At 68.5% G+C, this 24,261-nt stretch carries 16 protein-coding genes and 1 tRNA gene; 10 read left to right on the plus strand and 7 right to left on the minus strand.

What is annotated here, in order from left to right; all coding sequences use genetic code 11:
• The first annotated feature begins 6 nt into the window (after window positions 1–6).
• The 3 genes from dgcA to AMK58_RS04465 are packed head-to-tail and all read left to right on the plus strand — an operon-like array spanning window position 7 to window position 2,581.
• Window positions 7–1,005 (plus strand): N-acetyl-D-Glu racemase DgcA, encoded by a 999-nt coding sequence (dgcA, locus tag AMK58_RS04455; RefSeq protein ID WP_035672145.1) that lies wholly within the window; start codon window positions 7–9, stop codon window positions 1,003–1,005.
• Window positions 1,002–1,382, plus strand: a complete 381-nt coding sequence (locus tag AMK58_RS04460; RefSeq protein WP_035672148.1) for a cupin domain-containing protein — start codon at window positions 1,002–1,004, stop codon at window positions 1,380–1,382. The genes dgcA and AMK58_RS04460 overlap by 4 nt, the downstream gene beginning before the upstream one ends.
• Window positions 1,379–2,581, plus strand: coding sequence for an aminotransferase class V-fold PLP-dependent enzyme (locus tag AMK58_RS04465; RefSeq protein WP_035672151.1), 1,203 nt, complete (start codon window positions 1,379–1,381; stop codon window positions 2,579–2,581). Before AMK58_RS04460 ends, AMK58_RS04465 begins: the two co-directional genes overlap by 4 nt.
• 3 nt (window positions 2,582–2,584) lie before the next feature.
• On the opposite strand, the gene AMK58_RS04470 is transcribed toward AMK58_RS04465, so the two are convergent.
• Window positions 2,585–3,769, minus strand: coding sequence for a glycosyltransferase family 4 protein (locus AMK58_RS04470; protein ID WP_051140138.1), 1,185 nt, complete (start codon window positions 3,767–3,769; stop codon window positions 2,585–2,587).
• A 177-nt stretch (window positions 3,770–3,946) separates the two neighbouring features.
• On the minus strand, window positions 3,947–4,348 hold the full coding sequence (locus tag AMK58_RS04475) for a 4a-hydroxytetrahydrobiopterin dehydratase (protein WP_035672153.1): 402 nt from the start codon (window positions 4,346–4,348) through the stop codon (window positions 3,947–3,949).
• A 101-nt stretch (window positions 4,349–4,449) separates the two neighbouring features.
• Here AMK58_RS04475 and AMK58_RS04480 point away from each other — a divergent pair, with 101 nt between their 5' ends.
• Entirely contained in the window at window positions 4,450–5,043 is a 594-nt protein-coding gene (locus AMK58_RS04480) for a uracil-DNA glycosylase (protein WP_236778177.1), read from the plus strand.
• 6 nt (window positions 5,044–5,049) lie between these two features.
• Here the strand turns inward: AMK58_RS04480 and glk are convergent, their stop codons facing one another.
• The 3 genes from glk to AMK58_RS04495 form a co-directional block, all read right to left on the minus strand.
• On the minus strand, window positions 5,050–6,024 hold the full coding sequence (gene glk, locus AMK58_RS04485) for a glucokinase (protein WP_035672159.1): 975 nt from the start codon (window positions 6,022–6,024) through the stop codon (window positions 5,050–5,052).
• A 10-nt stretch (window positions 6,025–6,034) separates the two neighbouring features.
• Window positions 6,035–7,432, minus strand: coding sequence for an alpha,alpha-trehalose-phosphate synthase (UDP-forming) (gene otsA, locus AMK58_RS04490; RefSeq protein ID WP_035672161.1), 1,398 nt, complete (start codon window positions 7,430–7,432; stop codon window positions 6,035–6,037).
• Between the two features lie 463 nt (window positions 7,433–7,895).
• Window positions 7,896–8,774, minus strand: a complete 879-nt coding sequence (locus tag AMK58_RS04495; protein ID WP_035672164.1) for an N-formylglutamate amidohydrolase — start codon at window positions 8,772–8,774, stop codon at window positions 7,896–7,898.
• Between the two features lie 235 nt (window positions 8,775–9,009).
• Here AMK58_RS04495 and AMK58_RS04500 point away from each other — a divergent pair.
• Together AMK58_RS04500 and AMK58_RS04505 are read left to right on the plus strand one after the other, a co-directional pair.
• Window positions 9,010–9,084 (plus strand) — tRNA-Val (locus AMK58_RS04500).
• A gap of 503 nt (window positions 9,085–9,587) precedes the next feature.
• Entirely contained in the window at window positions 9,588–11,732 is a 2,145-nt protein-coding gene (locus tag AMK58_RS04505) for a methyl-accepting chemotaxis protein (protein WP_306345810.1), read from the plus strand.
• 342 nt (window positions 11,733–12,074) lie between these two features.
• Here AMK58_RS04505 and AMK58_RS04510 read toward each other — a convergent pair whose 3' ends face one another.
• Both AMK58_RS04510 and AMK58_RS04515 read right to left on the minus strand, forming a co-directional pair.
• Entirely contained in the window at window positions 12,075–14,066 is a 1,992-nt protein-coding gene (locus tag AMK58_RS04510; RefSeq protein WP_236778178.1) for a methyl-accepting chemotaxis protein, read from the minus strand.
• Between the two features lie 452 nt (window positions 14,067–14,518).
• A complete protein-coding gene (locus tag AMK58_RS04515; RefSeq protein WP_035672183.1) occupies window positions 14,519–16,690 on the minus strand; it encodes a malate synthase G in 2,172 nt (723 codons plus the stop codon).
• A 252-nt stretch (window positions 16,691–16,942) separates the two neighbouring features.
• Between AMK58_RS04515 and recD2 the strand changes: the two genes are divergently transcribed.
• The 4 genes from recD2 to AMK58_RS31755 all read left to right on the plus strand — a co-directional run bounded on the left by recD2 (window position 16,943) and on the right by AMK58_RS31755 (window position 24,251).
• Complete coding sequence (gene recD2, locus AMK58_RS04520; protein ID WP_236778179.1) at window positions 16,943–19,138, plus strand: SF1B family DNA helicase RecD2; 2,196 nt, start codon at window positions 16,943–16,945, stop codon at window positions 19,136–19,138.
• Between the two features lie 350 nt (window positions 19,139–19,488).
• Window positions 19,489–20,097 carry a cold-shock protein gene (locus AMK58_RS31830; protein WP_059398659.1) on the plus strand — a complete coding sequence of 203 codons (609 nt, stop codon included), beginning with the start codon at window positions 19,489–19,491 and terminating at the stop codon, window positions 20,095–20,097.
• Between the two features lie 299 nt (window positions 20,098–20,396).
• Window positions 20,397–21,119 carry a Crp/Fnr family transcriptional regulator gene (locus AMK58_RS04530; protein ID WP_051140140.1) on the plus strand — a complete coding sequence of 241 codons (723 nt, stop codon included), beginning with the start codon at window positions 20,397–20,399 and terminating at the stop codon, window positions 21,117–21,119.
• A gap of 150 nt (window positions 21,120–21,269) precedes the next feature.
• Window positions 21,270–24,251 (plus strand): DUF3369 domain-containing protein, encoded by a 2,982-nt coding sequence (locus tag AMK58_RS31755; RefSeq protein ID WP_059398660.1) that lies wholly within the window; start codon window positions 21,270–21,272, stop codon window positions 24,249–24,251.
• The last annotated feature ends 10 nt before the right edge of the window (window positions 24,252–24,261 follow it).

Below are 24,261 nucleotides of genomic sequence, written 5' to 3' on the forward strand. Positions count from 1 at the left end.
AGTTTCATGTCGTCCACCGCCCGCCGTCTTTATGTCCGCCGCGATACCTTCCCCATCGCGGGGACCTTCCGCATATCGCGCGGCGCCAAGACCGAGGCCGAGGTCGTGGTCGCCGAGGTGGTTGAATCCTGCAAGCGGGGCCGTGGGGAATGCGTGCCCTACGCCCGCTACGGGGAAACGCTGGACGAGACCGTCAGGACGCTGGAGTCCCTGGCCGGGGCGGTGGCGGACGGGCTGGACCGCGAGCGGCTGCGCACCCTTCTGCCGCCGGGGGCCGCGCGCAACGCGCTGGATTGCGCGCTGTGGGACCTTGAGGCCAAACAGGCGGGCAAACCGGCATGGCGGCTCGCCGGATTGCCCGACGCGCCGAGGAAGCTGACCACCTGCTACACGCTGAGCGTGGACGAGCCCGCGGCGATGGCTGCCTCCGCCAAGGCGCGGGCGGCGGACCATCCGCTGCTGAAGATGAAGCTGACCGGGGAGGGCGACCTCGACCGCGTGCGCGCGGTGCGCGAGGCCGCCCCAACCACCCGCCTGATCGTCGACGCCAACGAGGCCTGGACGCTGGAGATGCTCCACCGCTTCGCCCCGGTGCTGGCCGATCTGGGGGTGGAACTGATCGAGCAGCCGCTGCCCGCCGGCGAGGACGAGGCGCTGCGCGGCATCGACTGCCCGGTGCCGCTGGGCGCCGACGAATCCTGCCACGGGCTGGACTCGCTCGACCGTCTGAAGGGCATCTACCGGGTGGTCAACATCAAGCTGGACAAGACCGGCGGCCTGACCGAGGCGCTGCTGCTGAAGCGGGCGGCACAGGAGGCTGGCTTCGACATCATGGTCGGCTGCATGGTCGCCACCTCGCTCGCCATGGCGCCGGCCGTGCTGCTGGCCCAGGGCGCGCGCTACGTCGACCTCGACGGGCCGCTGCTTCTGGCCGAGGACCGCACGCCGGCCCTGCATTACGACGGCGGCACGCTGTGTCCGCCGGCCCCCGAACTCTGGGGATGACCGTCCCGGCCGGCAACCTGCTGGCGGGCCTGCCCCTTGATTCCTTGCCGAACGAGCTGTTCACCACCTTGACGGAGTCGGCGTCGTCGGGGACGGTGCGCATCGAGCGCATCCTGTCCACCGGTCAGGCGTCCCCCGACGGCTTCTGGTACGATCAGGACTGGGACGAGTTCGTGCTCGTCGTCCAGGGCGCCGCCCGGCTGCAGCTTGAGGGCGAGGCGGAGCGCGCGCTCGGGCCCGGCGACTGGCTGATGATCCCGGCCCGGCGGCGGCATCGCGTCGCCTGGACCGATCCGACCGCTCAGACCGTCTGGCTGGCGGTGCACATCGGCGAGAAACAGACACCGGAAACACCGGGGCAGGGGAAGGACCAATGACCATAGACATCGCCCGCGCCCGCGCGGAGACGCCGGGAACCCGGCACGTCGTTCATCTCAACAACGCCGGGGCCGCCCTGCCGCCGCAGCCGGTGCTGGACGCCGTGACCGCGCATCTGGCGCTGGAGGCCACCATCGGCGGCTACGAGGCGGCCGAGCACGCCAACGGCCGGCTGGAGGGTGTTTACGACTCCGTGGCCCGCCTGATCGCCTGCTCGCGGGAGGAGGTGGCCTTGGCGGAGAACGCGACGGTGGCCTGGGGAATGGCCTTCAACGCGCTGGCCGCCCTGCCGGGGGAGGGCTTCCGGCCCGGCGACCGCATCCTGACGGCGCGCGCCGAATACGCCGCCAACCTGATCCCCTTCCTGCAAGCCTCCCGGCGCACCGGCGTGGCGGTCGAGGTGATCCCCAGCGACGAGACCGGTCAGACCTCCGTCGAAGCGCTGGAGGCGATGATCGGGGAGCCGGGAAAGGGGCCGGTCAAGCTGATCGCCATCACCCACATCCCGACCAACGGCGGCTTGGTCAACCCGGCGGCCGCCATTGGGCGGGTGGCGCGGCGGCACGGCGTTCCCTATCTGCTCGACGCCTGCCAGACGGTCGGGCAGATGCCGGTGGACGTCGAGGAACTGGGCTGCGACTTCCTGTCGGCGACCGGGCGCAAGTTCCTGCGCGCGCCGCGGGGCACCGGCTTCCTCTATGTGCGCAAGGACTGGCTCGACCGCATCGAGCCGTACACGCTCGACCACAGCGGCGGCGCGCTGGCCGGGCCGGACCGTTACACCATGCGCCCCGACGCCCGCCGCTTCGAGATGTGGGAGAGCAACATCGCCGCCCGGCTCGGTCTGGGGGTGGCGGTGGATTACGCGCTGTCCTGGGGGCTGGAGGCGATCCGCGACCGCGCCTTCGCGCTGGCCGACAGGCTGCGGCACGGTCTGGACGCGCTTCCCGGCGTGACGGTGCGCGATCTCGGGGCGGAGCGCTGCGCCATCGTCACCTTCACGGTGGACGGCCACGACCCGCGCGCCATCAAGGCCGCGCTGCGCGGGCAGGGGATCAACCTGTCGGTGTCCTCCGCGCCGTCGACCCCTTTCGACATGGACGCCCGCGGGTTGACCGAGGTCGTCCGCGCCTCTCCGCACTATTACAACGACGAGGCGGAGGTGGAGCGGTTGCTGGCGGCGGTGAAGGCGCTGTAGGCGCTACAGAACCGACTCAACGACGTCGGCCACGCCGTCCGCGTAGCGGTCCCAGGTCAGTTCGGCCAGGAAGGCGGCGCCCGCCCGCCCGATGGCCGCCGCGCGGGCGCGGTCGGTCCACAGGCCTTCCAGCGCCGCGACGATCTCTTCCACGTCACTCTCGCCCCAGCCGTCGGTGCCGAAGGAGGTGGTGACGGCGCCCTGTCGGGTCAGCGGGACGCAGCGGTCCGCCCCGATCAGGTCGAGGTGCCCGGTGTTGGCCGACAGGATGGCGGGCACGCCGCAGGCCATGCATTCCATGGCGACGAGGTTGGTCCCGCCCTCGCCGCGGTTGGGGAACAGGCCGACATCGACCTCGCGCAGGATGCGGGCCATATCGGCGTTGGGCACCGGGCCGAGGTCCATCACCTGATCGGCGCGCAAGCCGTTGGCGGCGGCCCAGCCGGCCCCGTCGAACTGCCCGTTCTCGTGGAAACGCACCGGCGCCACGGCGGGGTTGGCCTCCAGCGAGCGGGCGCTCTCCGGCCAGGGGTTGTGCCAGGCGGTCAGCAGCAGCGCCTCGGGATGGCGCTCGGCGAAGGCGCGGAAGCCGAGCAGGGCGAGGTCCTGCCCCTTGCGGAACTCCGGTTTGCCACCGGAGAAGACGACGAAGCGGTCCTTAAACCAGCCGACCTTTGGCGCCGGGTGGAAGTGGGTGGGATCGACGCCTTGCAGCACTGTCTGCACCCGCCCGATGCCGGCGCTGGTCAGCACCCGCTCGACGAAGCTGGACCCGGCGACGATGGCCGCGCATGGCTCCGCCCGCGCCCGGCCTTCCGCGTCGATGACGCTGTCCTCCAGATAGCAGACGCCGACGGTGGGTTGGCCTTTCAGCGTCACGCCCTCCGCCGACCGGCTGCCGACGAGGTTGTTGCCGAGCCCGCGCAGCACCGGCACCGACACCCCGATCTCCTGGCCCGCATGGGGCGCGATCTGCCGGCAGAGCGCCTCGGACTCGCGGACGAAGCCGGCCATGCGCCGCCATTCCAGCGGGGACAGCGCGATGTCCTCCAGCCGCAGCGGCAGCGAGCAGACCGGCACCAGCCGCCCGCTGCGCGTCCAGCTCAGCGCCAGCTGCAGCCCGTTGACTCCCCAGCCGCTGTAGCTGGACAGGCCCCATTGGATGACAGCGGGCTGGGCGGTGGGCATGGTTCGTCCTTCGGGCTGGCGTGGTGGCGTAACCCTCTCCCCTCCGGGGAGAGGGTGGCCCGAAGGGCCGGGTGAGGGGGATGCGCTTGAGCCGGACGTACCGCCACGCGCAACCCTCTCACCCTAACCCTCTGCCCGGAGGGGAGAGGGGAGAAAGTTGAGGGGAGAGGGGAAAAATCACCTGTGCCGCGCGGTGGGAGAGACGTCGCCCATGGACTCCGAGACCGGGGCGTAGGGTTCGTCCATCAGCCCCTCGACCTTGGCGGCCATGATGAAGTCGTTCTCATGCAGGCCCTTGATCTTGTGCGTCCAGAAGGTGACGGTGCAATGGCCCCAGCCGTAGAGGATCTCGGCGTGGTGGCCTTCCGCCTCGCAGAGGTCGCCGACGCGCATGGCGAAATGCTGGGCCTCGCGGAAATTGGAGAAGCGGTAGTCGCGCTCCAGCCGGTCGGGGTCCGGCCTGATCGACCAGCCGGGCACCTGCACCAGATAAGTTTCCGCCATGGCGCGGTCCATCGGGGGGATGCCGCCGCGGCAGGGTTCGCAGCTCTTTCCCGCCAGTTCCTGTTGTGTCGCCATCTCGCGTCCTCCTGTGTTGTTGGTTCGGACTCCTTGTTTCGAACAATGCTGGGGCCGAAGCCTCGCGGCGGCAAGCCTCACGACCAGCCATGGACGCGCGCATGACGGACCTGCCCTTTGCCGATTACCAACAGCCCACGAAGACCGCCGCCGGGCCGCGCCTCGCCATCGTGGGAGAGGCGCCGGGGGCGGAGGAGGCCCGGCGGGGCGTGCCCTTCGTCGGGCGCAGCGGCCAGCTCCTCGACGAGACGCTGAAGGCCGCCGGGGTGGAGAGGGCGGAATGCCTCGTCGCCAACGTCTTCCGTTACCAGCCGCCGGGCAACAAGGTGGGGCATTTCTTCGCCTCCCGCACCCGCGCCAAGAAGGAGGGGCGGGCGCTGGACGAGCGCTGGGGGCCGTTCGGCACCTCCGACTGGGTGCTGGGGGAATTCTCCGGCGAGATCGAGCATCTGCAGCGGACGCTGGAGGGCTTCGCCCCCCGCGTCATCGTCGCGCTGGGCCGCACGCCGCTGTGGGCGCTGACCGGGCTGAACGGGATCATGCAGCTCCGCGGTACGGTCCAGCCCTGCCGTCTCGTGCCGGGGGCGGAGGTGGTGGCGACCTTCCACCCCAGCTACATCCTGCGCGGCCAGCTCGCCGAGCAGCCGACCTTCCTGGCCGACCTGACACTGGCCGCCTCGCGGCTGACGGCGTAAGCGCCGTTACGCCCGATCCGCGGCCTCGGCCAGACCGAGGAAGGCGGGAAGCTCGTGGGTGATGACGTAGGTCGGGATGGGGGCCAGGAAGTCGCGCATCCGGCCCTTCTCCATGAAGCGCTTGCGGAAGCGGGAGTGGGTGAACAGGGTGCCCAGCTTCGGCACGATGCCGCCCGCGATGTAGATGCCGCCGCGCGCCCCCAGCGTCAGCGCGAGGTTGCCCGCCACGGTGCCGAGCATCGCGCAGAACATCTCCACCGCCTCCACGCAATGGGGGTTGGTGTTGGCGGTCGCGGCGTCCGACACCTGGGCCGGGGTGAAGGGCTCCGGCTCCTGATGGTCGAGGACGCAGAGCGCCTGATAGAGGTTGACCAGCCCCGGCCCGGACAGCACCCGCTCCGCCGACACATGGTCGAAGCTCTTGCGGAGCTGGGCCAGAACGGCGCTCTCGCGGTCGCTGACCGGGGCCATGGTGACGTGACCGCCCTCCGCAGCGAGTGCGGTCCAGCCCTCGGGTCCTGGCACCAGCCCCGACACGCCCAGCCCACTGCCCGGCCCGATCACCCCGACGACGCGGCCCGGTTCTGGCGCGCCTTCGCCCACCTGGCGCACATCGGCGGCGGTGAGGCGGGGCACCGACAGGGCGACGGCGGTGAAATCGTTGATGACGGCCAGCCGCTCCAGCCCCAGCGTGCCGCGCACCGCGGCCGTGGAGAAGGACCAGCCGCGGTTGGTCATCAACACCGCATCGCCGGTCACCGGACCGGCGATGGCGAAGGCGCCGCGGCTGGGCCGGGCGTCGTGCGCCACGCCGCCCAGATAGGCGAGCGCCGCCGCCTCCAGCGACGGGAAGTCGGCGCAACGCAGCACGCGCGAACCGTGGATGCCCGTGCCGTCGATCAGGCCGAAGCGGGCGTTGGTGGCGCCGATGTCGGCGACCAGGGTGACGGGGCCGGAAACGGCATTGCTGTCTGTGGTCATAGAATCAGTTTCACCCGTACGGCGCGCGCGTCAAGGCATCGACGTAGCTTTCCCGCCACCAGCCGATGTCGTGGCTGCGCAGGATGCGCATCATCGCGGCGTGGCGTTCCTTGCGCTCGGGCAGCGGCATGGTCAGGGCGCGCTGCAGAGCGTCGGCCACCGCCTCGATGTCGAAGGGATTGACGATCAGCGCCGAATCGAGTTCCCGCGCCGCCCCGGCGAAGGTGGACAGCACCAGCACGCCGGGGTCGTCGGCGTCCTGGCAGGCGACATACTCCTTGGCGACGAGATTCATACCGTCGCGCAGCGGGGTGACCAGCCCGACATGGGCGGTGCGGTAGAAGCCGGCCAGCACACGCCGCCCAAAGCTCTTGTTCAAGTAACGGATGGGCACCCAGTCGAACTCGGCGAAGCGCCCGTTGATGCGGCCCGACAGCTCCGACAGCTCGCGCTTGATGGCGATGTATTCCGGCACGTCCTCCCGGCTCGGCGGGGCCACCTGGAGGAAGGAGACGCGGTTGCAATGCTCCGGATAGGTCGCCAGGAGCTGCTCGAAGGCCTGGAAGCGCTGTGGCAGGCCCTTCGAATAGTCCAGCCGGTCGACCCCGATGATCAGCCGCCGCCCGACGAGGCTTTCCTTCAGCCGCTGGGTGTGGCGGGAGCGCATGGCGGTCTCGGCGATGCCCACCAGATTTTCGGTGTCGATGCTGATGGGAAAGGCGCGGGCCAGCAGCGTGCGCCCGAAGGCGTGGATCAGCATGCCGCCCTCGGGGCCGCGGTCCTCGACCTCGCCGTCCAGCTCCTGCCGGATGTAGTCGGCAAAGCTGCGCAGATCCACATGGGTGTGGAAGCCGACGAGGTCGTAGGCGCACAGCTCGCGGATCAGCTCCCGGTGATTCGGCAGAGCCACCAGGATTTCCGGGGCGGGGAAAGGCGTATGCAGGAAGAAGCCCATGCGCTGGGTGCAGCCGCGCTGGCGCAATTCCTCGCCGAAGGGGATCAGGTGGTAGTCGTGGACCCACACCATGTCGTCGGGGCTGAGCAGCGGAACCAGCTTTTCCGCGAAATAGCCGTTGACCCGCTTGTAGCCTTCGCGCGTGCGGCGGCTGACCTCGATCAGGCCGACGCGGTAATGGAACAGCGGCCACAGGGTCTGGTTGGCGAAGCCGTTGTAATATTCCTCGAAGTCGCGGCGGCTGAGGTCCAGCGTCGCGTAGGTCAGGCGCCCGACGTCGGTGCGCCGGGGCTCGCTCTGCGACTCCTCCTCGACCACCGTGCCGCTCCAGCCGAACCAGATGCCTCCGGTCTTCTTCAGCGCGGCCAGCACGGCCACGGCGAGGCCCCCGGCGGCTTGCTTGCCTTCATCGATGGGGGCGACGCGGTTGGATACGACGACCAGTCTGCTCACGTGGGTGGTTCTCCGGTGCCGGACGGCCGCATGGTGGGGCGGCCGAATGGCGCGTGTCGGGGCGGACCCCGGGACGCGCAGGGACAAAACGACCGTGTGGGGGGTTGGTTCCCCATCGGTCGGATGGGTTATGCCGAAGGACCGGGGTGGGTTGGCGGACGCGCCGCCAGCCCCAGATTGTGTGGGAGCAGGGCCGGGATTTTGTGTGCAATGCAGCATAAACGGCTGTTTGCGCCACGTCGAAGCTTTGTCTTAACTTTGGTTAAACCATTGACTGACATGCAAAAACATTTTCCCTCTTGATCCCTGGGCGGGGCTTCATCATATTGTGCAGTGCGGCATCGGTCGTATCTGCGATGCGGGCGATGCCGTAACGCACTTCTTGGGCGTTTCCTCCCTAGACTCGGGCCGGGGCCTTTGCCCCGGCCTTTTTTTGTGCGCCGTTCGGCGCGCGGAAGGCTGGTCAGCGCGGCGCAAGGGGGTCGGACGGCAGGTGGGCGATGTTGTCCACCATCTCGTGCATGTGCCGGGTCAGGACGGTCAGGAAGGGCAGGCGCGACAGTGTGGCTTCGTCCATGTAGAGGTCGCGGCTGATCTCGATCTGGAGCGTGTGGATGCCCTGGCGGGGGCGTCCGTAATGGCGGGTGGTGTATCCGCCGGCGTAGGGCGCGTTGCGGCTGACCGTGTAGCCCAGGCCGCGCAGGAATCGCTCCGCCGTCTCGGTGACCGCGGGGGCGCAGGAATTGCCGAAACAGTCCCCCAGCACGATGTCGCTGCGCCGGTTGTCGCGGTCGCCCAGCCCGGGAGAGGGCATGGAATGGCAGTCGATCAGCACCGCGTGGCCGAAGCGGGCACGCGTGTCCTCGACCAAACGGCGCAGCGCGGCGTGGTAGGGGGTGTAGCATTGCTCCACCCGCCGCACCGCTTCAGAGAAGCGCAGCTTGCCGCGATAGATGTCCTCCCCGTTGGCAACCACGCGGGCGATGGTGCCCAGCCCCGCGGCCACGCGCGGCGAGCGCGTGTTCACATAAGGCGGCAGCGGGTCCGCGAACATCTCGGGATCCAGCTCGTAGGCTTCGCGGTTGACGTCCAGGAAGGCGCGGGGAAAAAGCGCGCGGATCAGCGGTATACCCAGCGCCGGGGCGCCGGCGAAAATCTCGTCGACGAAGCAGTCTTCCGACTTTCGCAAGGCGCGCGGGTCGAGGCGGGCCGCCGCCAGGAACTCGGCCGGATAGCGGTTGCCGCTGTGCGGCGAGGCCAGCACCAGCGGCTTGGTCTGTTCGTCCGGGGCCAGAAGTTCGAAGGCCGGCTCCGGAGTGGCGGCGTCGACGGAAGCATCCATGGCATTGTGATGTAGTGGACCCGGACGGCTCTGTCACGCGCCGTCCCGCTCGCGTCTCGACAGATGTGAAGCGCGGCCCGTTCCCTCGGCGGAAAAAAACGACGGTGTCCGCTGCCGGGCGGCAAAAAAGTGAAATCGAGGCTTGCCAGGCCTACAGGATGATGGTACACCCCACGCCCACGCCGGACGGGTCGCAAGACGGATGCCGAACCCCGAACCGACCGGCGGCACGGATGGGCGCGTAGCTCAGCGGGAGAGCACTACGTTGACATCGTAGGGGTCACAGGTTCAATCCCTGTCGCGCCCACCATCCTCGAAGGCCGGAACCCCAACGGGTGTCCGGCCTTCTCCATATCCGGCCCCGTTCAATTATATCCGGCCCCGTTCAATTCGGTCGAGCTCGCGACGAGCGACGGTGCCTCTCCCCGCTTTCCGAGAGTTTTGAGCTCCCGACAACCATCGGGACTGGAAAAGCGTTTCTCCTCCCCAGGGCGACGATGTCGATCAGCATTGGGAGCGGCAAAACCTGCCAACCTGTTTCAAACATTATGCAGTCACGACAGATATGAACCCAGTCGCGCTGCAATGAATGCTTCGCTCTGATAGCATCTCCGATGCCAGAGATCGGAGGTTGAAAATCAGGCAAAGAATTTTGGAAATAGTTTCCATATCATTCATAAGTACTATGACGCAAATTGTAGGGTATATTTAACATGTCATTATAATTTTTAGGGAATTATCCCGCCTGAACGCATCATGCGCAAGGCGGAACTCCCGATGAAAATAAGAACCATTCAACAAAAGATTGCCGGGTTGGCAGGGCTGTGCCTGATTGGAACGGTGGGTGTCCTGGTCGGCTTCGGGGTTCTGTCGGCCAACACCACCAACACCTATGTCAACACCCAGGTCGCCGATATCCTGGAGCGCAAGACCAAGGAATCACTGCTCAATCTCGCCTCTTCACAAGCCGGGCTGATCCGGGCGGAGTTCGACACGGCGTTGAACGCGGCGCGGACCATGGCCCACAGCTTCGCGTCCATCGTCGATCCCGGGAACACGGGGAGCGCCCCGGTGGCCACCCGGCGCGACGCCATCAACGGCATCCTGCTCAACGTGCTGCAGAACAACGAGCTGTTCAACGGCACCTACACCGCGTGGGAACCCAACGCGCTGGACGGGGACGACGCCGCCTTCAATGGGCATCGGGAATCCGGAAACGACGCGACGGGGCGCTTCATTCCCTATTGGAATCGCGACCGGAACGGCCGGATCGCCATGCAGCCGCTTGTCGAATACGACAGCCGCGACCTGCATCCCAACGGCGTCATGAAGGGCGGGTGGTACATCGGCCCCAAGGAGACCGGAAAGGAAAGCGTTCTTGACCCGCTGCCCTACGTCGTGCAGGGCAAGCAGGTCTTCCTGGCCACCTTGTCCGTTCCGGTGGTCGTCGGCGGCAAGTTCCAGGGCGTGGCCGGCGCCGACTTCAACCTCGACTTCGTCCAGCAATTGACCGCGAAGGTCAGCAAGGCGGTTTTCGACGGGCGAAGCGAGGTCGTCATCATCAGCAACATGGGGCTGATCGTCGCCCACAGCGGCAAACCGAACCTGATCGGCCAGTCGATCTCGTCCTTCGACGCCGCGTGGCAAGACGATCTCGCCTATGTGCGGGGTGGGACCGCCCACGTCGAGGTGCAGGCTGAGAGCGGCCTGCTGCGCACCTTCGCCCCCATCCCGATGGGCCGCACGGGCAAGCCCTGGTCGGTGCTGATCCAGGTGCCGAAGGACATCGTCCTGGCCGACGCCAACGCGTTGGGCGGCGCGCTGAACGACCGGGCCGATTCCGGCATGCTGTGGCAGGTCGGCGTCGGGCTTCTGGTCATCGTCGCGGCCGTCGGTCTGATGTGGATGATGGCCGGCCGCATCGCCCGTCCGGTCCGCGCCTGCGTCCGCTTCGCCGAGGGGATCGCCGACGGCGACTTCAACCAGACGCTCGAGGTTCGGCAGGAAGATGAGATCGGCACCCTGGCCGACGCGCTGCGCAAGATGCTGACCGATCTGCAGCGCATGATCGCGCAGCGGGCCGCCGACCAGCGGCAGGCGGAGGCGGAGCGCCGCACCGCCATGCTGACGCTGGCCGACGATCTGGAGTCCAATGTGATGAGCGTGGTGGAAGGCGTCGACACCGCGGCCAAGGCGATGGGCGTGACCGCCCAGGCCATGACCTCCACGGCCACGCAGACCAGCCAGCAGGCGGCGGTGGTGGCCAGCGCCGCCGACGACGCGAATGTCAACGTCCAGACCGTGGCCGCTGCGACGGAGGAGCTTTCCGGGTCCATCCGCGAAATCGGCGAGCGGGTCAACCGGTCCGCCGAAATCGCCCGCGACGCGGTGACCGCGGCCCAGCGGGCCAACGATCAGGTTCTCGGCCTGACCGAGGCCGCCGGGAAGATCGGCATGGTGGTCCAACTCATCCAGGACATCGCGGCGCAGACCAACCTGCTGGCGCTGAACGCGACCATCGAGGCGGCCCGCGCCGGCGAGGCCGGCAAAGGGTTCGCGGTGGTGGCGGGTGAGGTGAAGCATCTCGCCAACCAGACCGCCAAGGCGACCGAGGACATCGCCCTCCAGGTGAACGAGATGCAGCGTGTCACCGGCGATACGGCGACGGTCATCAAGGGCGTCGGCACCATCATCGCGCAGATCGACGGCATCGCCACCAACATCGCCGCCGCGGTGGAGGAGCAGAGCGCGGCGACCCTGGAGATCGCCCGCAACGTCCAGCAGGCCGCGACCGGCACCCAGGACGTGTCGGCCAACATCACCGGCGTGCGCGGGGCCGCCACCGAGGCCGGCCACTCCGCGCAGGAAGTGCTGTCCGTCTCCGGCCAGTTGAGCGTCGAATCGGAACGCCTGCGTGGCGTGGTGCATGGTTTCCTGGGAAAGATCCGGGCCGCCTGACCGCTTCGGTTTCAAAGGGGCGTGGGGCCGTGGGGATGTGACGTTGGGGCGAGGCCGGCCAGCAACCGCCGGGGGCGGCCGGTTCGTCTGGTCCACTTTCGCCGGGAGGCCGGCCGTGTTCCGTGGCGCCCGGCTCCTGCCGGAGCGCGCGCAAAAGCCGGTCGTGGACGCACGCTTCCGGACAGCCCAGCCACCGCCACCGGCGCGTCGTACCCGAACCACCGGCCGACTCCACGGTCGTGTGCTCGCGGAAAATGCCGGCCTTCACGCACGGACGCCCGTTGCCCCCCTTTTAGGTTTTGCCGGGGGGAGCAACGGTTCGATGAGTGACCGAAGGCGCTTCTAGGCCGCGCTGCGGTTCGGCGCCATGCCGCGCGCCAGGGTTTCCAGATCGTGGTCCAGCGCCGGCTGGTCGGCCTCCGGCACGTGGAACTTCACATGCAGCCGTCCCGGCTCGCAGGACTTCACCGTGAAGGGCACGGGGCGGGACAGGCCGGGCGCGCGCAGGGTGCCGGGGGTGCCCGCCGCGATCATCGGCGCGTCCACGATCATCGCGCCGCCGGATGACAGGTTGGCGATCCGCGCTTTGCAGTCCGTACCGGCGACGGCGCCGTCGATGGTGCAGGGCAGGTCGATCTGGAAGCGTGCCCTGCGGCGGCGGTCGACGTCGCTGGTCGCGGTGCGGACCACGCGCACCAAAACGCTTTGCAGATCGTCGATGCTCTGCGCCACGTCGCCGGCGGCGGCGCGCATTCCGTCGGCCCGTTCGCCGGTCTGGTTGGCCTCGTCGGACACCAGAGCGATGCGGCTGGACACCTCCTGCGCGGCGTGGCTGGTCTCGTTGACGGTGCGGGCGATCTCCCGGGTGGCGGCATCCTGCTCTTCGACCGCGGCGGCGATCGACGAGGAGATGTCGGAAACCTGATCGATGGTCGCGGCGACCTCGCCCACCCGGTCCACGGCCTGCCTGGTGACGGATTGCACGTCGGTGATCAGTGTGGCGATCTCCTCGGTGGAGCGGGCGGTCTGGTTGGCGAGGTTCTTGACCTCCTGCGCCACCACCGCGAAGCCCTTTCCGGCCTCGCCGGCGCGGGCCGCCTCGATGGTGGCGTTCAGCGCCAGCAGGTTGGTCTGGCTGGCGATGTCGCCGATCAGGCGGGCGACGGCGCCGATGCGCTCGACCGCCTCCGAGAGATGCCCGATGATCGCGCTGGCGGATCCGGCCTTTTCCACGGCCTGCCCGGTCACCGACACCGACGCCGTCACCTGCCGGCCGATCTCCCGGATGGAGGCGGACAGTTCATTGGCTGCGGCGGCAACGGTCTGGGCGTTGACCAGCGCCTGGTTCGCCGCGGCGGCGACGGTTTGGGAGTTGTCGCTGACCATTCCAGCGGAGGCGGCCATCGCCTCGGCGTTGCTGGCCATCTGTCCGGCGTGCCGGGCGACCTGCTCCACGGCGGTGCGGGTTTCGCGCTCCACTGTGTCGGCCATGGCGGCCAGGGACTGGCGCCGCTCCTCCTCGCCGGCCACGCGGGCGCGTTCCTGTTCGGCGCGCAGGCGTTCGTTCTCCAGGCCGGCTTCGCGGAAGACGCGCACGGCATCGGCCATCTGGCCGATCTCGTCGCCGCGCCTTTCGAACCCGACCTCCGCCCGCAAGTCGCCGGTGGCCATGCGGGTCATGGTCAGCCGCATCCGGTCGATCGGCCCGACCACCGCCAGCCGCAGGAAGACGATGGAGGCGGCGATCAGAAGGAGCGTGACCGTGGCCGTCGTGACCAGCAGGGTCTTCAGCGTGGCTGCGGAGGCTTCGATGTCGGTCACCGCCGCGTCGAGGCTGTTCAGCCGTTCCCCGCGAACCTCCTCCATAGTGGAGAGGAGCCGCTCCATCTCCTTGTCCATGCTTTCGGCCACTGCGTCGAACTGACCCATCATGGCGTTCCCCGTCACCGGGCCGCCGTCGACGTAGGCGCGGGACATGCGCTGGCCCAGCTCATAGAAGGGGGGGAAGGCGGCCTGGGTGGCGGCGATGCTCCGCACCATCTCCGACAGCCCCAGTTCGCGGGCGACGGCATGGGCGTTCTCGGCATGCTGGGCGAAGGCCTTTGCGAACTCGTCCGCCTTCGCCGGACCATCGTCCAGCCCGTCCAGCCCACGGGTCGCCGACACGTCGGTCAACCACTGCTGCACCTGCGCCACGTCGTAACGGATGTTGGCGATCAGCTCGCTCAGCGGCACCACCTTGCGGCTCACCTCATCGGCGGTCTGGCGGACATGGGACAGGTGCTGTTCCTGCCGCGATGTTTCGGTCCCGACGAGGAAAGTTGCGATCGCCATGACGAAAAAAACAAACACAGAGACCAGCGTTGTCTTTCGTTTGATCGTCATGGCGTGCAAGAAATTCATAACAATGCTCCATTCCATATATTTCTGCTGCGGACTTGCCGCTGTCAGATGTGTCGAATGGACAATTCATCCAATCAAACTTGAAATCAAGTTTACCGTTTATCCTATTACGAAGCCCTGATGTGCGCTCTCGTTATGAGTAACGGTTGTATTCCATGTGAAAATGCCATGCGTGGTGATTGGGTGTTTGAAGTCGTGGGTGTGCTGGGAAGAATATTTTAGGGGTTTCTGGTCATATTTATGACCGAATATATGGGTTTTATAACCGGACGCGCCTGATTTTATGTCCAAGCTTGGGTCATTTTCTTGCGGGCACGCAAAGAAAAAGGCCCTCCCCCGCGAACGGGGAAGGGCCTCCGATGCGCGCCGGATGGCGTGTCGGCTCAGCCGGCGGCCTTCGCCTTGGCCTCGATGCGGCGGCGGTGGAGCACCGGTTCGGTGTAGCCGTTCGGCTGCTCGCGGCCCTTGAAGACGAGGTCGCAGGCAGCCTGGAAGGCGACGCTGCCGTCGAAGTCGGCGGCCATCGGGCGGTAGAGCGGATCGCCGGCGTTCTGCTTGTCCACCACGGCGGCCATGCGCTTCATCGTCTCCATGACCTGCGCCTCGGTGGTGATGCCGTGGAGCAGCCAGTTGGCGATGTGCTGGCTGGAGATGCGCAGCGTGGCGCGGTCCTCCATCAGCCCGACGTTGTTGATGTCCGGCACCTTGGAGCAGCCGACGCCCTGGTCGATCCAGCGCACGACGTAGCCGAGGATGCCCTGGGCGTTGTTGTCCAGCTCCTGCTGGATCTCCTCTTCCGACCAGTTGGGGCGGTCGGCCAGCGGGATGGTCAGGATGGCGTCCAGGCTGGCGCGCTCGCGGCGGGCCAGTTCCTCCTGGCGGGCGGCGACGTTGACCTGATGGTAGTGCAGGGCATGCAGCGTGGCCGCGGTGGGCGAGGGCACCCAGGCGGTGTTGGCGCCGGCCTGCGGGTGGGCGACCTTGGCGGCCAGCATGTCGGCCATGCGGTCGGGCATCGCCCACATGCCCTTGCCGATCTGGGCGTGGCCCTTCAGCCCGCAAAGCAGGCCGGTGTCGACGTTCCAGTCCTCATAGGCCTTGATCCAGGCGGACGACTTCATGTCGTTCTTGCGGATCATCGGGCCGGCTTCCATGGCGGTGTGCATCTCGTCGCCGGTGCGGTCGAGGAAGCCGGTGTTGATGAACACCACGCGCGCCGCCGCGGCGCGGATGCACTCCTTGAGGTTCACCGTGGTGCGGCGCTCCTCGTCCATGATGCCCATCTTCAGCGTGTTGCGCGCGATGCCCAGGGCGTCCTCGACGCGGGCGAACAGCTCGTCCGCGAAGGCGACCTCCTCCGGCCCGTGCATCTTCGGCTTCACGATGTAGACCGAGCCGGCGCGGCTGTTGAGACGGGCGCCCTTGACGTCGTGCAGCGCGATCAGCGAGGTGATCATGCCGTCGAGGATGCCCTCCGGCGCCTCGCTGCCGTCCTTCAGCAGAACCGCGCTGTTGGTCATCAGGTGACCGACGTTGCGGATCAGCATCAGGCTGCGGCCCGGCAGGGTGATCGTCTCGCCGTTGCGGCTGGTGTAGCTGCGGTCGGGGTTCAGCCGGCGCTCCACCGTGCCGCTGCCCTTGGGGAAGCTGGCGGTCAGGCTGCCGGTCATCAGGCCCAGCCAGTTGCGGTAGGCCAGCACCTTGTCCTCGGCATCCACGGCGGCGACGGAGTCCTCGCAGTCCTGGATGGTGGTCAGGGCGGATTCGAGCACGAGGTCGGCGACGCCCGCCGCGTCGGTCTTGCCGATCGGGTGGCTGCGGTCGATGCGGATTTCCATGTGCAGGCCGTTGTCGGCCAGCAGGATGGCTGTCGGGGCGGACGGCGCACCGTTGTAGCCGACCAGACGCTCCGGCTCGGCGAGGCCGGTGGCGCGACCGTCCTTCAGCGCGACGACGAGGCGGCCGTTGTCCACCGTGTAGCCGGCGGCGTCGGCGTGCGATCCGTCGGACAGCGGGGCGGCGCGGTCCAGCACGTCGCGGGCGAAGGCGATGACCTTCTCGCCGCGCTTCGGGTTGTAGCCGGCGGTGCGCTCCGCCCCGTCCGTGTCGGGGATGGCGTCGGTGCCGTAGAGCGCGTCGTACAGGCTGCCCCAGCGGGCGTTGGCGGCGTTCAGCGCGTAGCGGGCGTTCATCACCGGCACGACGAGCTGCGGGCCGGCGGTCGTGGAGATCTCCGGATCGACGTTCTCGGTCGTCACGGCGAAGTCCGGGCCTTCCGGCAGGAGATAGCCGATCTCCTTGAGGAATTCGGTGTGGGCGGCGCGGTCCAGCGGCTGGCCGCGGCGGCTGCGGTACCACTCGTCGATCTGGGCCTGGAGCGCGTCCCGCTTGGCCAGCAGCGCGCGGTTGCGCGGGGCCAGATCGTGGAGAATGGCATCAAGGCCCGACCAGAATTGCTCCGGCGTCACGCCGGTTCCCGGCAGGGCTTCGTTCTCGATGAAGCGGTGAAGCTCCGTGGCAACTTGCAAGCCGCCAACCTGAATGCGTTCCGTCACCATTGCTGCTCTTTCCTTCCGAAGTCGTAGACACCGCGGTTTTTCGGTTTGTCGTTCTTTGGCTGACGTTTTTTCACCGCAATCCCGCTCCGGCACGGTCCATTCGGTCCGGCGTCCGGCGCGGGTTTCGCGCGACAAGGTACACATTCGCGGCGCTGCGGTCTTCCTCGGAATTGTCCTGGCGAATTGCCGCGCTGCGGCGGTTGCGCGGGGAACTCCTCCAAAGGCCTGCCAGCGCCTATGTTGGGTGGCATGAGCATATCCGGCGATGCTTCCACCGCGGCGGGCCCCCCGCGGGAACCACTGTCCGGGCTGGTGGAGCGGGTGACCTTCCACAGCCCGGAGACGGGATTCTGCGTGCTGCGGCTGAAGGTGCGCGGGCAGCGTGACCTCGTCACGCTGGTCGGCCACGCCGCCACCATCGGGGCGGGGGAGTTCGTGCAGGCCAGCGGGGCCTGGGTGAACGACCGCAACCACGGGCTCCAATTCAAGGCCGACTTCCTGCGCGCCACGCCGCCGACCACGGTGGAGGGGATCGAGAAGTATCTCGGCTCCGGCCTGATCCGCGGCATCGGGCCGGTCTACGCGAAGAAGATGGTCAAGGCGTTCGGCGAGGCGGTGTTCGACGTGATCGAGCAGGAGCCGGACCGGCTGCGGCAGGTCACCGGCATCGGGCCGAAGCGGGCCCAGCGCATCATCGCCGGCTGGGCCGACCAGAAGGTGATCCGCGAGATCATGGTCTTCCTGCACAGCCATGGGGTCGGCACCTCGCGCGCCGTGCGCATCTTCAAGACCTACGGACCGGACGCCATCCAGCTCATCACCGAGAACCCCTACCGGCTGGCCCGCGACATCCGTGGCATCGGCTTCAAGACAGCGGACGCGGTGGCCGCCCGGCTGGGCATCGAGAAGACCGCGATGATCCGCGCGCGGGCCGGCATCGCCTACGCGCTGGCCGAGGCGACCGACCAGGGCCATTGCGGCGTGCCGGTGGCCGAGCTGATCCCCATGGCCGTGAAGCTGCTGGAGATCGACGCGTCCATCCTGGAGACCGCGGCGGAGCTGGAGCGGCAGGACGGCGCGGTGGTCGCCGACAGCCTGGGCGGCGAGCCCTGCCTGTTCCTGGCCAGCCTGCACCGGGCGGAGCGGGCCATCGCCGAGCGGCTGCGCCGGTTGGCCGGCGGCCCCGTGCCTTGGCCGGAGATCGACGCGGAGAAGGCGATTCCCTGGGTGGAGGCGAAGGCCGGGATCACGCTGGCCGAGGGGCAACGCGAGGCGCTGCGCCAGGCGGCGACGTCGAAGCTGCTGGTGATCACCGGCGGTCCGGGGGTGGGCAAGACGACGCTGGTGAACAGCATCCTGACCATGCTGAAGGCCAAGGGCGTCTCAATCGCGCTGGCCGCCCCCACCGGCCGCGCCGCCAAGCGGCTGAGCGAGAGCACCGGCATGGAGGCGCGGACCATCCACCGCCTGCTGGAAACCGACCCGCAGGCCGGCGGCTTCAAGCGCGACGAGACCAACCCGCTGGACTGCGACCTGCTGGTGGTGGACGAGACCAGCATGGTCGACGTGCCGCTGATGAACGCCCTGCTGCGCGCCGTGCCGGGGCGGGCAGCGCTGCTGCTGGTCGGCGACGTGGATCAGTTGCCCTCGGTTGGGCCGGGGCAGGTGCTGGGCGACGTGATCGCCTCAGGCGCGGTGCCGGTGGTCCGGCTGACCGAGATCTTCCGGCAGGCGGCGACCAGCCGCATCATCGTCAACGCCCACCGCATCAACGCCGGCCAGATGCCGGAGATGCCCAAGGCCGGGGAGGACAGCGACTTCTACTTCGTCGAGGCGGCAACTCCGGAGGCCGGGGTGGCGAAGCTGATCGAGATGGTCCGCGACCGCATTCCCCGCCGGTTCGGCGCCGACCCGGTGCGCGACGTACAGATCCTCTGCCCGATGAACCGCGGCGGCCTCGGCGCGCGGTCGCTGAACATCGAATTGCAGAGGGTGCTGAACCCGCCGGGCGAGTCCCGAGTCGAGCGATTCGGCTGGACCTTCGGCCCCGGCGACAAGGTCATGCAGGTCGAGAACAACTACGACAAGGAGGTCTACAACGGCGATCTCGGCATCGTATCCGCCGTTGACGCCGAAGAAGGTGTGCTGACCGCCACCTTTGACGGCCGTCCGGTAACCTATGATTTCGGAGAATTGGACGAGATCGTCCTGGCCTACGCCACGACGATTCACAAGAGCCAGGGGTCCGAATACCCGGTGGTCGTTATTCCGGTGGTGACCCAGCATTACACGATGCTCCACCGCAACCTGATTTATACCGGCGTGACGCGGGGCAAACGGCTCGTGGTCATGCTCGGCCAGCGCCGCGCGCTCGCCATGGCGGTGCGTGGGACACAGGGGCGGCGGCGCTGGACGAAACTGGGGGAATGGCTGACGCCTCTATGACCCTTGGCGAAAGACAACCATGTCGGGATTTTATCACAGACGTATGCGCGCGCCGTTTGCGATGCCTGCCCCGGTGTGCGGAGCGCCCTCCGTCGCGCGCTGTAGAAAATGTTCTAAGCTGTTCAATTCGCAAAAGAAAACTTTGTTGTTCCGGGGCTGGGGTGGGAGTGAGCACCCCTCGTCCGCCAAGGGCGGCACCGGGCGTCTTCGGGACCGGCACCCCTTCCGAACGGGCGGATTTCCCCTGGCCGAATGTCGCAGGAAAGGGCGTCTGGCCTTTGGCGTGCTTGACGGACGGCTCGTACCCTGTGACAAAGATAATTCGGCATCCTTTATGAGCTTGAAGACACATGTTCGACCGCCCGCCCCGCCAGGGCTACCGCGCTCCCGAGATCACCAAGGCCAACGTCACCGCCACTGTGAAGTGGTTCAACCCCACCAAGGGGTTCGGCTTCGTGTCCCCCGAGGACGGTTCGCCCGACGCCTTCCTGCACGTCTCCGCGGTTCAGGCCGCCGGCTATGACGCGCTCGACGAAGGCGCGACCATCGTTTGCGACCTTGCCCGCGGCCCCAAGGGTCCGCAGGTTGCTTCCATTCAATCCGTGGACACGTCCACCGCCTCCCGCGCTCCGGCCCGTCCGGCCCGCACGGGCGCCGGCGGCGGCTTTGGCGGCGGCGGCTATGACCGTGGCGGCTACGGCGGCGGCGGCGGTTACGACCGCGGCGGCTGGGGCAACGACGCCGGCGGCGGCGAAGAGGTCGACGGCACCGTCAAGTGGTTCAACGCCGACAAGGGCTTCGGCTTCATCACGCCGAGCACTGGTGGCAAGGACGTGTTCGTCCATGTGAACGTTCTGCGTCGCTCCGGCATGCAGACGCTCCAGGAAGGCGATCAGGTGCGCGTGACCGTCCGCCAGGGCCAGAAGGGTCCGGAGGCCGGTAAGGTCGAGTACCGCTAAACCGTCTTCAGCCTCTGAAGAACGGTCGGGGCGCTTCCGCAAGGAAGCGCCCCGATTCATTTCGGGCTCCCGAGGGCAACGCCAAAGGCATCCGCATCGTTGCGGTGAATCCCCATCTTGCCCAAACCTTGTGCATGCTGCGACAGTGCCTGGGCGGTTTGGACCCGGCGGGTCCTGGACCGCGGCGGTATCCGGGGGCTTGCCGGCGGCGCGGAGCGATCATCGCCGGCGCGGCGGAAAGTCCTGGCGACCGGGTACCTGTACCGGGGTTGTGGGGAGGTGACGAGGTGAGGGAAGGCATGAGGAACGATCCGCCGGGCTACCGGCCCCAGGACGCCGCGACGTTGCGGTCCAACGCGCTGTTCGGGCGTCTGCCCGACCGGTCGCTGGAACTTCTCGTCAGCACCGCGCAGGTGCGCACGGTGCCGCGCGGCACCACCCTGTTCGTTCAGGACGAGGATGCCGACCGCTTCTTCGCGCTGCTCGACGGCTGGGTGAAGCTCTACCGCCTGACCCGCGACGGGGCGGAGGCGGTGGTGACCATCGTCGCCCCCGGCGAGACCTTCGCCGAGGCGGCCATGTTCGCGAGCGGCAAGTTTCCGGTCTGCGCGGAGGCGGTCGCCGACTCGCGCGTCATGACCCTGACGGCGGAGGGCTTCGCCCGCTGTCTGCGTGAGGACGACCAGATCGCCTTCGCGATGCTGGGGTCGCTGTCGGTGCGGCTGCGCCATCTCGTCCAGCAGATCGAGCAGTTGCAGGTTCAGCCGACCGCCCAGCGGGTCGGAAGCTTCCTGCTGCGCTTCTGCCCGGAGGGCGGTGGCGCCACCAGCTTCGCGTTGCCGTTCGACAAGGCGCTGATCGCGCGGCGCCTCGGCATGCAGCCGGAAACCTTCTCCCGCGCGCTGGCGAAGCTGCGCGGGGTGGGGGTGGAGACGCAGGGCGGGACGGTGTCTGTCGCCGACCTGGACGCGCTGCGCCGCTTCTGCAACGCGGACTCCGGGGGCAGCGAGCAAGGCGGTTGACGGAACGGGCGGAGCGCAGTCTGGGGTTGTCACCGTCCGCGGCACCTTGCCGATGAGGGGTTGCGGCGGGCCGCAGTTGCATGTTCACGCGCGGCGGCCCTGTGATATCCTTCCGCGACTGGAGGCTGCGGGTGGCGCGGAGGGAGTTCGATGAGCGACGAGTTTCTTTTCGCCGACGACGAGCCGGGTATCGAGGCCGAAACGGCGAAGGAAGCGGTGCCGGAGCCCGCCGATCCCTGGATCATCCTGATCGTCGACGACGATCCGGCCATTCACGCGACCACCAAGATGGTGCTGCGCGGCTTCACTTTCGAAGGCCGCCCGGCGCAGTTCCTGTCCGCCGGCACCGCGGCCGAGGCGCGCAGCCTGCTGGAGCAGAATCCGGCCATCGCCGTGGTGCTGCTGGACGTGGTCATGGAATCGGACGATGCCGGCCTGCGGCTGGTGCGCATGATCCGCAGCGAGCTGAACAACCGGCGCGTGCGCATCATCCTGCGCACCGGCCAGCCGGGGCAGGCGCCGGAACGCGACGTCATCCTGAACTACGACATCAACGACTACAAATCGAAGACGGAGCTGACGGCGCAGAAGCTGTTCACCTCGGTCGTCGCCGCTCTGCGCGGCTATCAGGACATCACCGCCATCGAGGACCACCGCCTGGGGCTGGAGCGCATCCTGGACGCCTCCTCCGCCCTGCTCGACAAGCGGACCATGGCGGAGTTCGTCCGCGGCGCGGTGTCGAAGATCGCCGAGATCTGCCCTCCCTGCGACGGCATCGCCCTGTGCAGCCGCTGGACGGAGGAGGAAACCGGCGGTGCCGCGCGCGACCCGCTGGTGCTTGGGGCCGGCGGCATCCACGCTGCGGCGGAGGGCAAGCCGGTGCGTGCCGCCCTGCCGGCGGAGGCGGCGGAGGCGGTGACCCAGGCGCTGGCCGACGGGCGGAACCGCTATGAGCGGGAGCGCAGCCTGCTGGTCTTCCGTTCCACCTCGCGGCACCACGACACGGTGTTCCACATCAGCCACCGGCGCCCCCTGACGGAGGACGAGCGGCGGCTGCTGGAGGTCTTCTGCTCCAAGGTCGCGGTCGGTTTCGACAACGTGCATCTGTACGAGGAACTGACCGCGCTGAACCGCAACCTGGAAAATCAGGTGGCCGACCGCACCCGCGAGCTGGTGGCCGCGACCGAGGCGGCCGAGGCGGCAAGGGCGGAGGCGGAGGCGGCCAATCAGGCCAAGTCGCTGTTCCTGGCGACCATGAGCCACGAGATCCGCACGCCGATGAACGGCGTCCAGGGCATGCTGGAGCTGCTGGAATACACGCCGTTGACTCCCGAGCAGCAGGAACTGGTCACCGTCGTGCGCGATTCGGCGGGGGCGCTGCTGACCATAATCAACGACATTCTGGATTTCTCGAAGATCGAGGCTGGACGGCTGGATCTGGAGCACGCCCCGGTGTCGCTGTCCGCGGTGGTGGAGGGCGTGGCCGAGACGCTGGCCCCGGCGGCGCGGCAGAAGGACCTGACGCTGGTCACCTACGTCGATCCCGACCTGCCGCCGCTGGTCATGGGCGACTCGGTGCGCATCCGGCAGGTGCTGTTCAACATCGCCGGCAACGCCGTGAAATTCACCCCCTCCGGCTCGGTCCGCATCCGCGCCGAGCTGGCGCGCTTCGAGGACGGGCGGGCGACGATCCGGATCACCGTGACCGACACTGGCATCGGCATCGCCACGGAGGCGCAGGTCCAGCTGTTCCGCCCCTTCACCCAGGCGGAGGCCTCGACCACCCGGCGCTTCGGCGGCACCGGGCTGGGGCTGTCCATCTGCCGCCGTCTCGCCGAGCTGATGGGTGGCGAGGTCGGGGTGGCGAGCGAACCGGGCCGCGGGTCCACCTTCTGGTTCACCTTCACCGCCGATCTCGCCGCGGATGGCGACGCCGCGGGCGTCTCGGCTCCGCCGCTGGCCGGGCTGTCGGTGCTGCTCCTGGCCGCCGATGGGGAGGAGCGGCGGTTCCTCGCCCGCTACCTGAACACCGACGGCGCCGTGCTGCTGGACGCGCCGGACGCGGCGGCGGGGATGCAGGCCCTGCCGCCGGGGGGGGCCTGCGACGTCGTGCTCACCACTTCGGAAGCGGATTTGCAGGCGCTGGACGCCGCAGCGCCGGGGCTGGCGCGCGGGCGGGTGCTGCTGGGGGGGCGTGGCGCCCTGATCGATGCGGTCGGGCTCGCCCGACCGGTGCGGCGCGGCCACCTGGTGCGCGCCGTGCTGGCCGCCGCGGGCCGTGGGCCGGTGGTCGAGGCCGAGGCGGGTCATCCCGGACCGACGGCGGTTTCCTTGGCGGAGGATGGAGCAGCGTCTCCACCCCGCATCCTGGTGGCCGAGGACCATCCGACCAACCGGCAGGTCATCCAGCGGCAGCTCGCCCTGCTCGGGCAGACGGTGGATTTGGCGGAGGACGGCGTCCAGGCGTTGGCCCTGTGGCGCGACGGCGATTACGCGCTGCTGCTGACCGACTGCCAGATGCCGGAGATGGACGGCTTCGAGCTGACACGCCTGATCCGCGCCGAGGAGGCGGCGAAAGGGCGGCCCCGCCTGCCCATCATCGCGGTCACCGCCAACGCCATGGCCGGCGAGGCGCAGCGCTGTCTGTCCGCGGGAATGGACGACGCCGTGTCGAAACCGGTGGAGATCGGCCAGCTGCGCCGCCTGCTGGATCGCCATCTGCCGTCCATGTCCGCGTCCGAACCGGCCCCGATTTCCTCGGTATCCGTCGCGACGCCGGACTCCCGTCCCGACGCGCCACCCATCGACGTGGGCGTGCTGGCGACGCTGTTCGACGGGGATATGGAGTTTGTCGGGCAACTGCTGCAGGAGTTCATTGTCTCCAACAGCGCCAGCCGCGACCGTCTGGTCGCCGCCCACGCGGTGGAGGATTGGGACGGCGTGCGCCAGGCCGCTCACAAGCTGGCGGGGTCCTCGCGCACGGTGGGGGCGCGCGATCTGGCGGCGGCGAGCGACGCCATCGAACTGGCCTGCGTGGACCGGCGGCTGGACGGCGTCGGCGCACTGGTCGCCCGCGCCGACCATGAGCTTGGGCGCGCCGCCGCCTACATTCATGGGATGGCGCCGGCGTAGCGAACCGGCG

Origin of the sequence: Azospirillum brasilense, assembly GCF_001315015.1 — a bacterium.
In the GTDB taxonomy this organism is placed as follows: domain Bacteria; phylum Pseudomonadota; class Alphaproteobacteria; order Azospirillales; family Azospirillaceae; genus Azospirillum; species Azospirillum brasilense.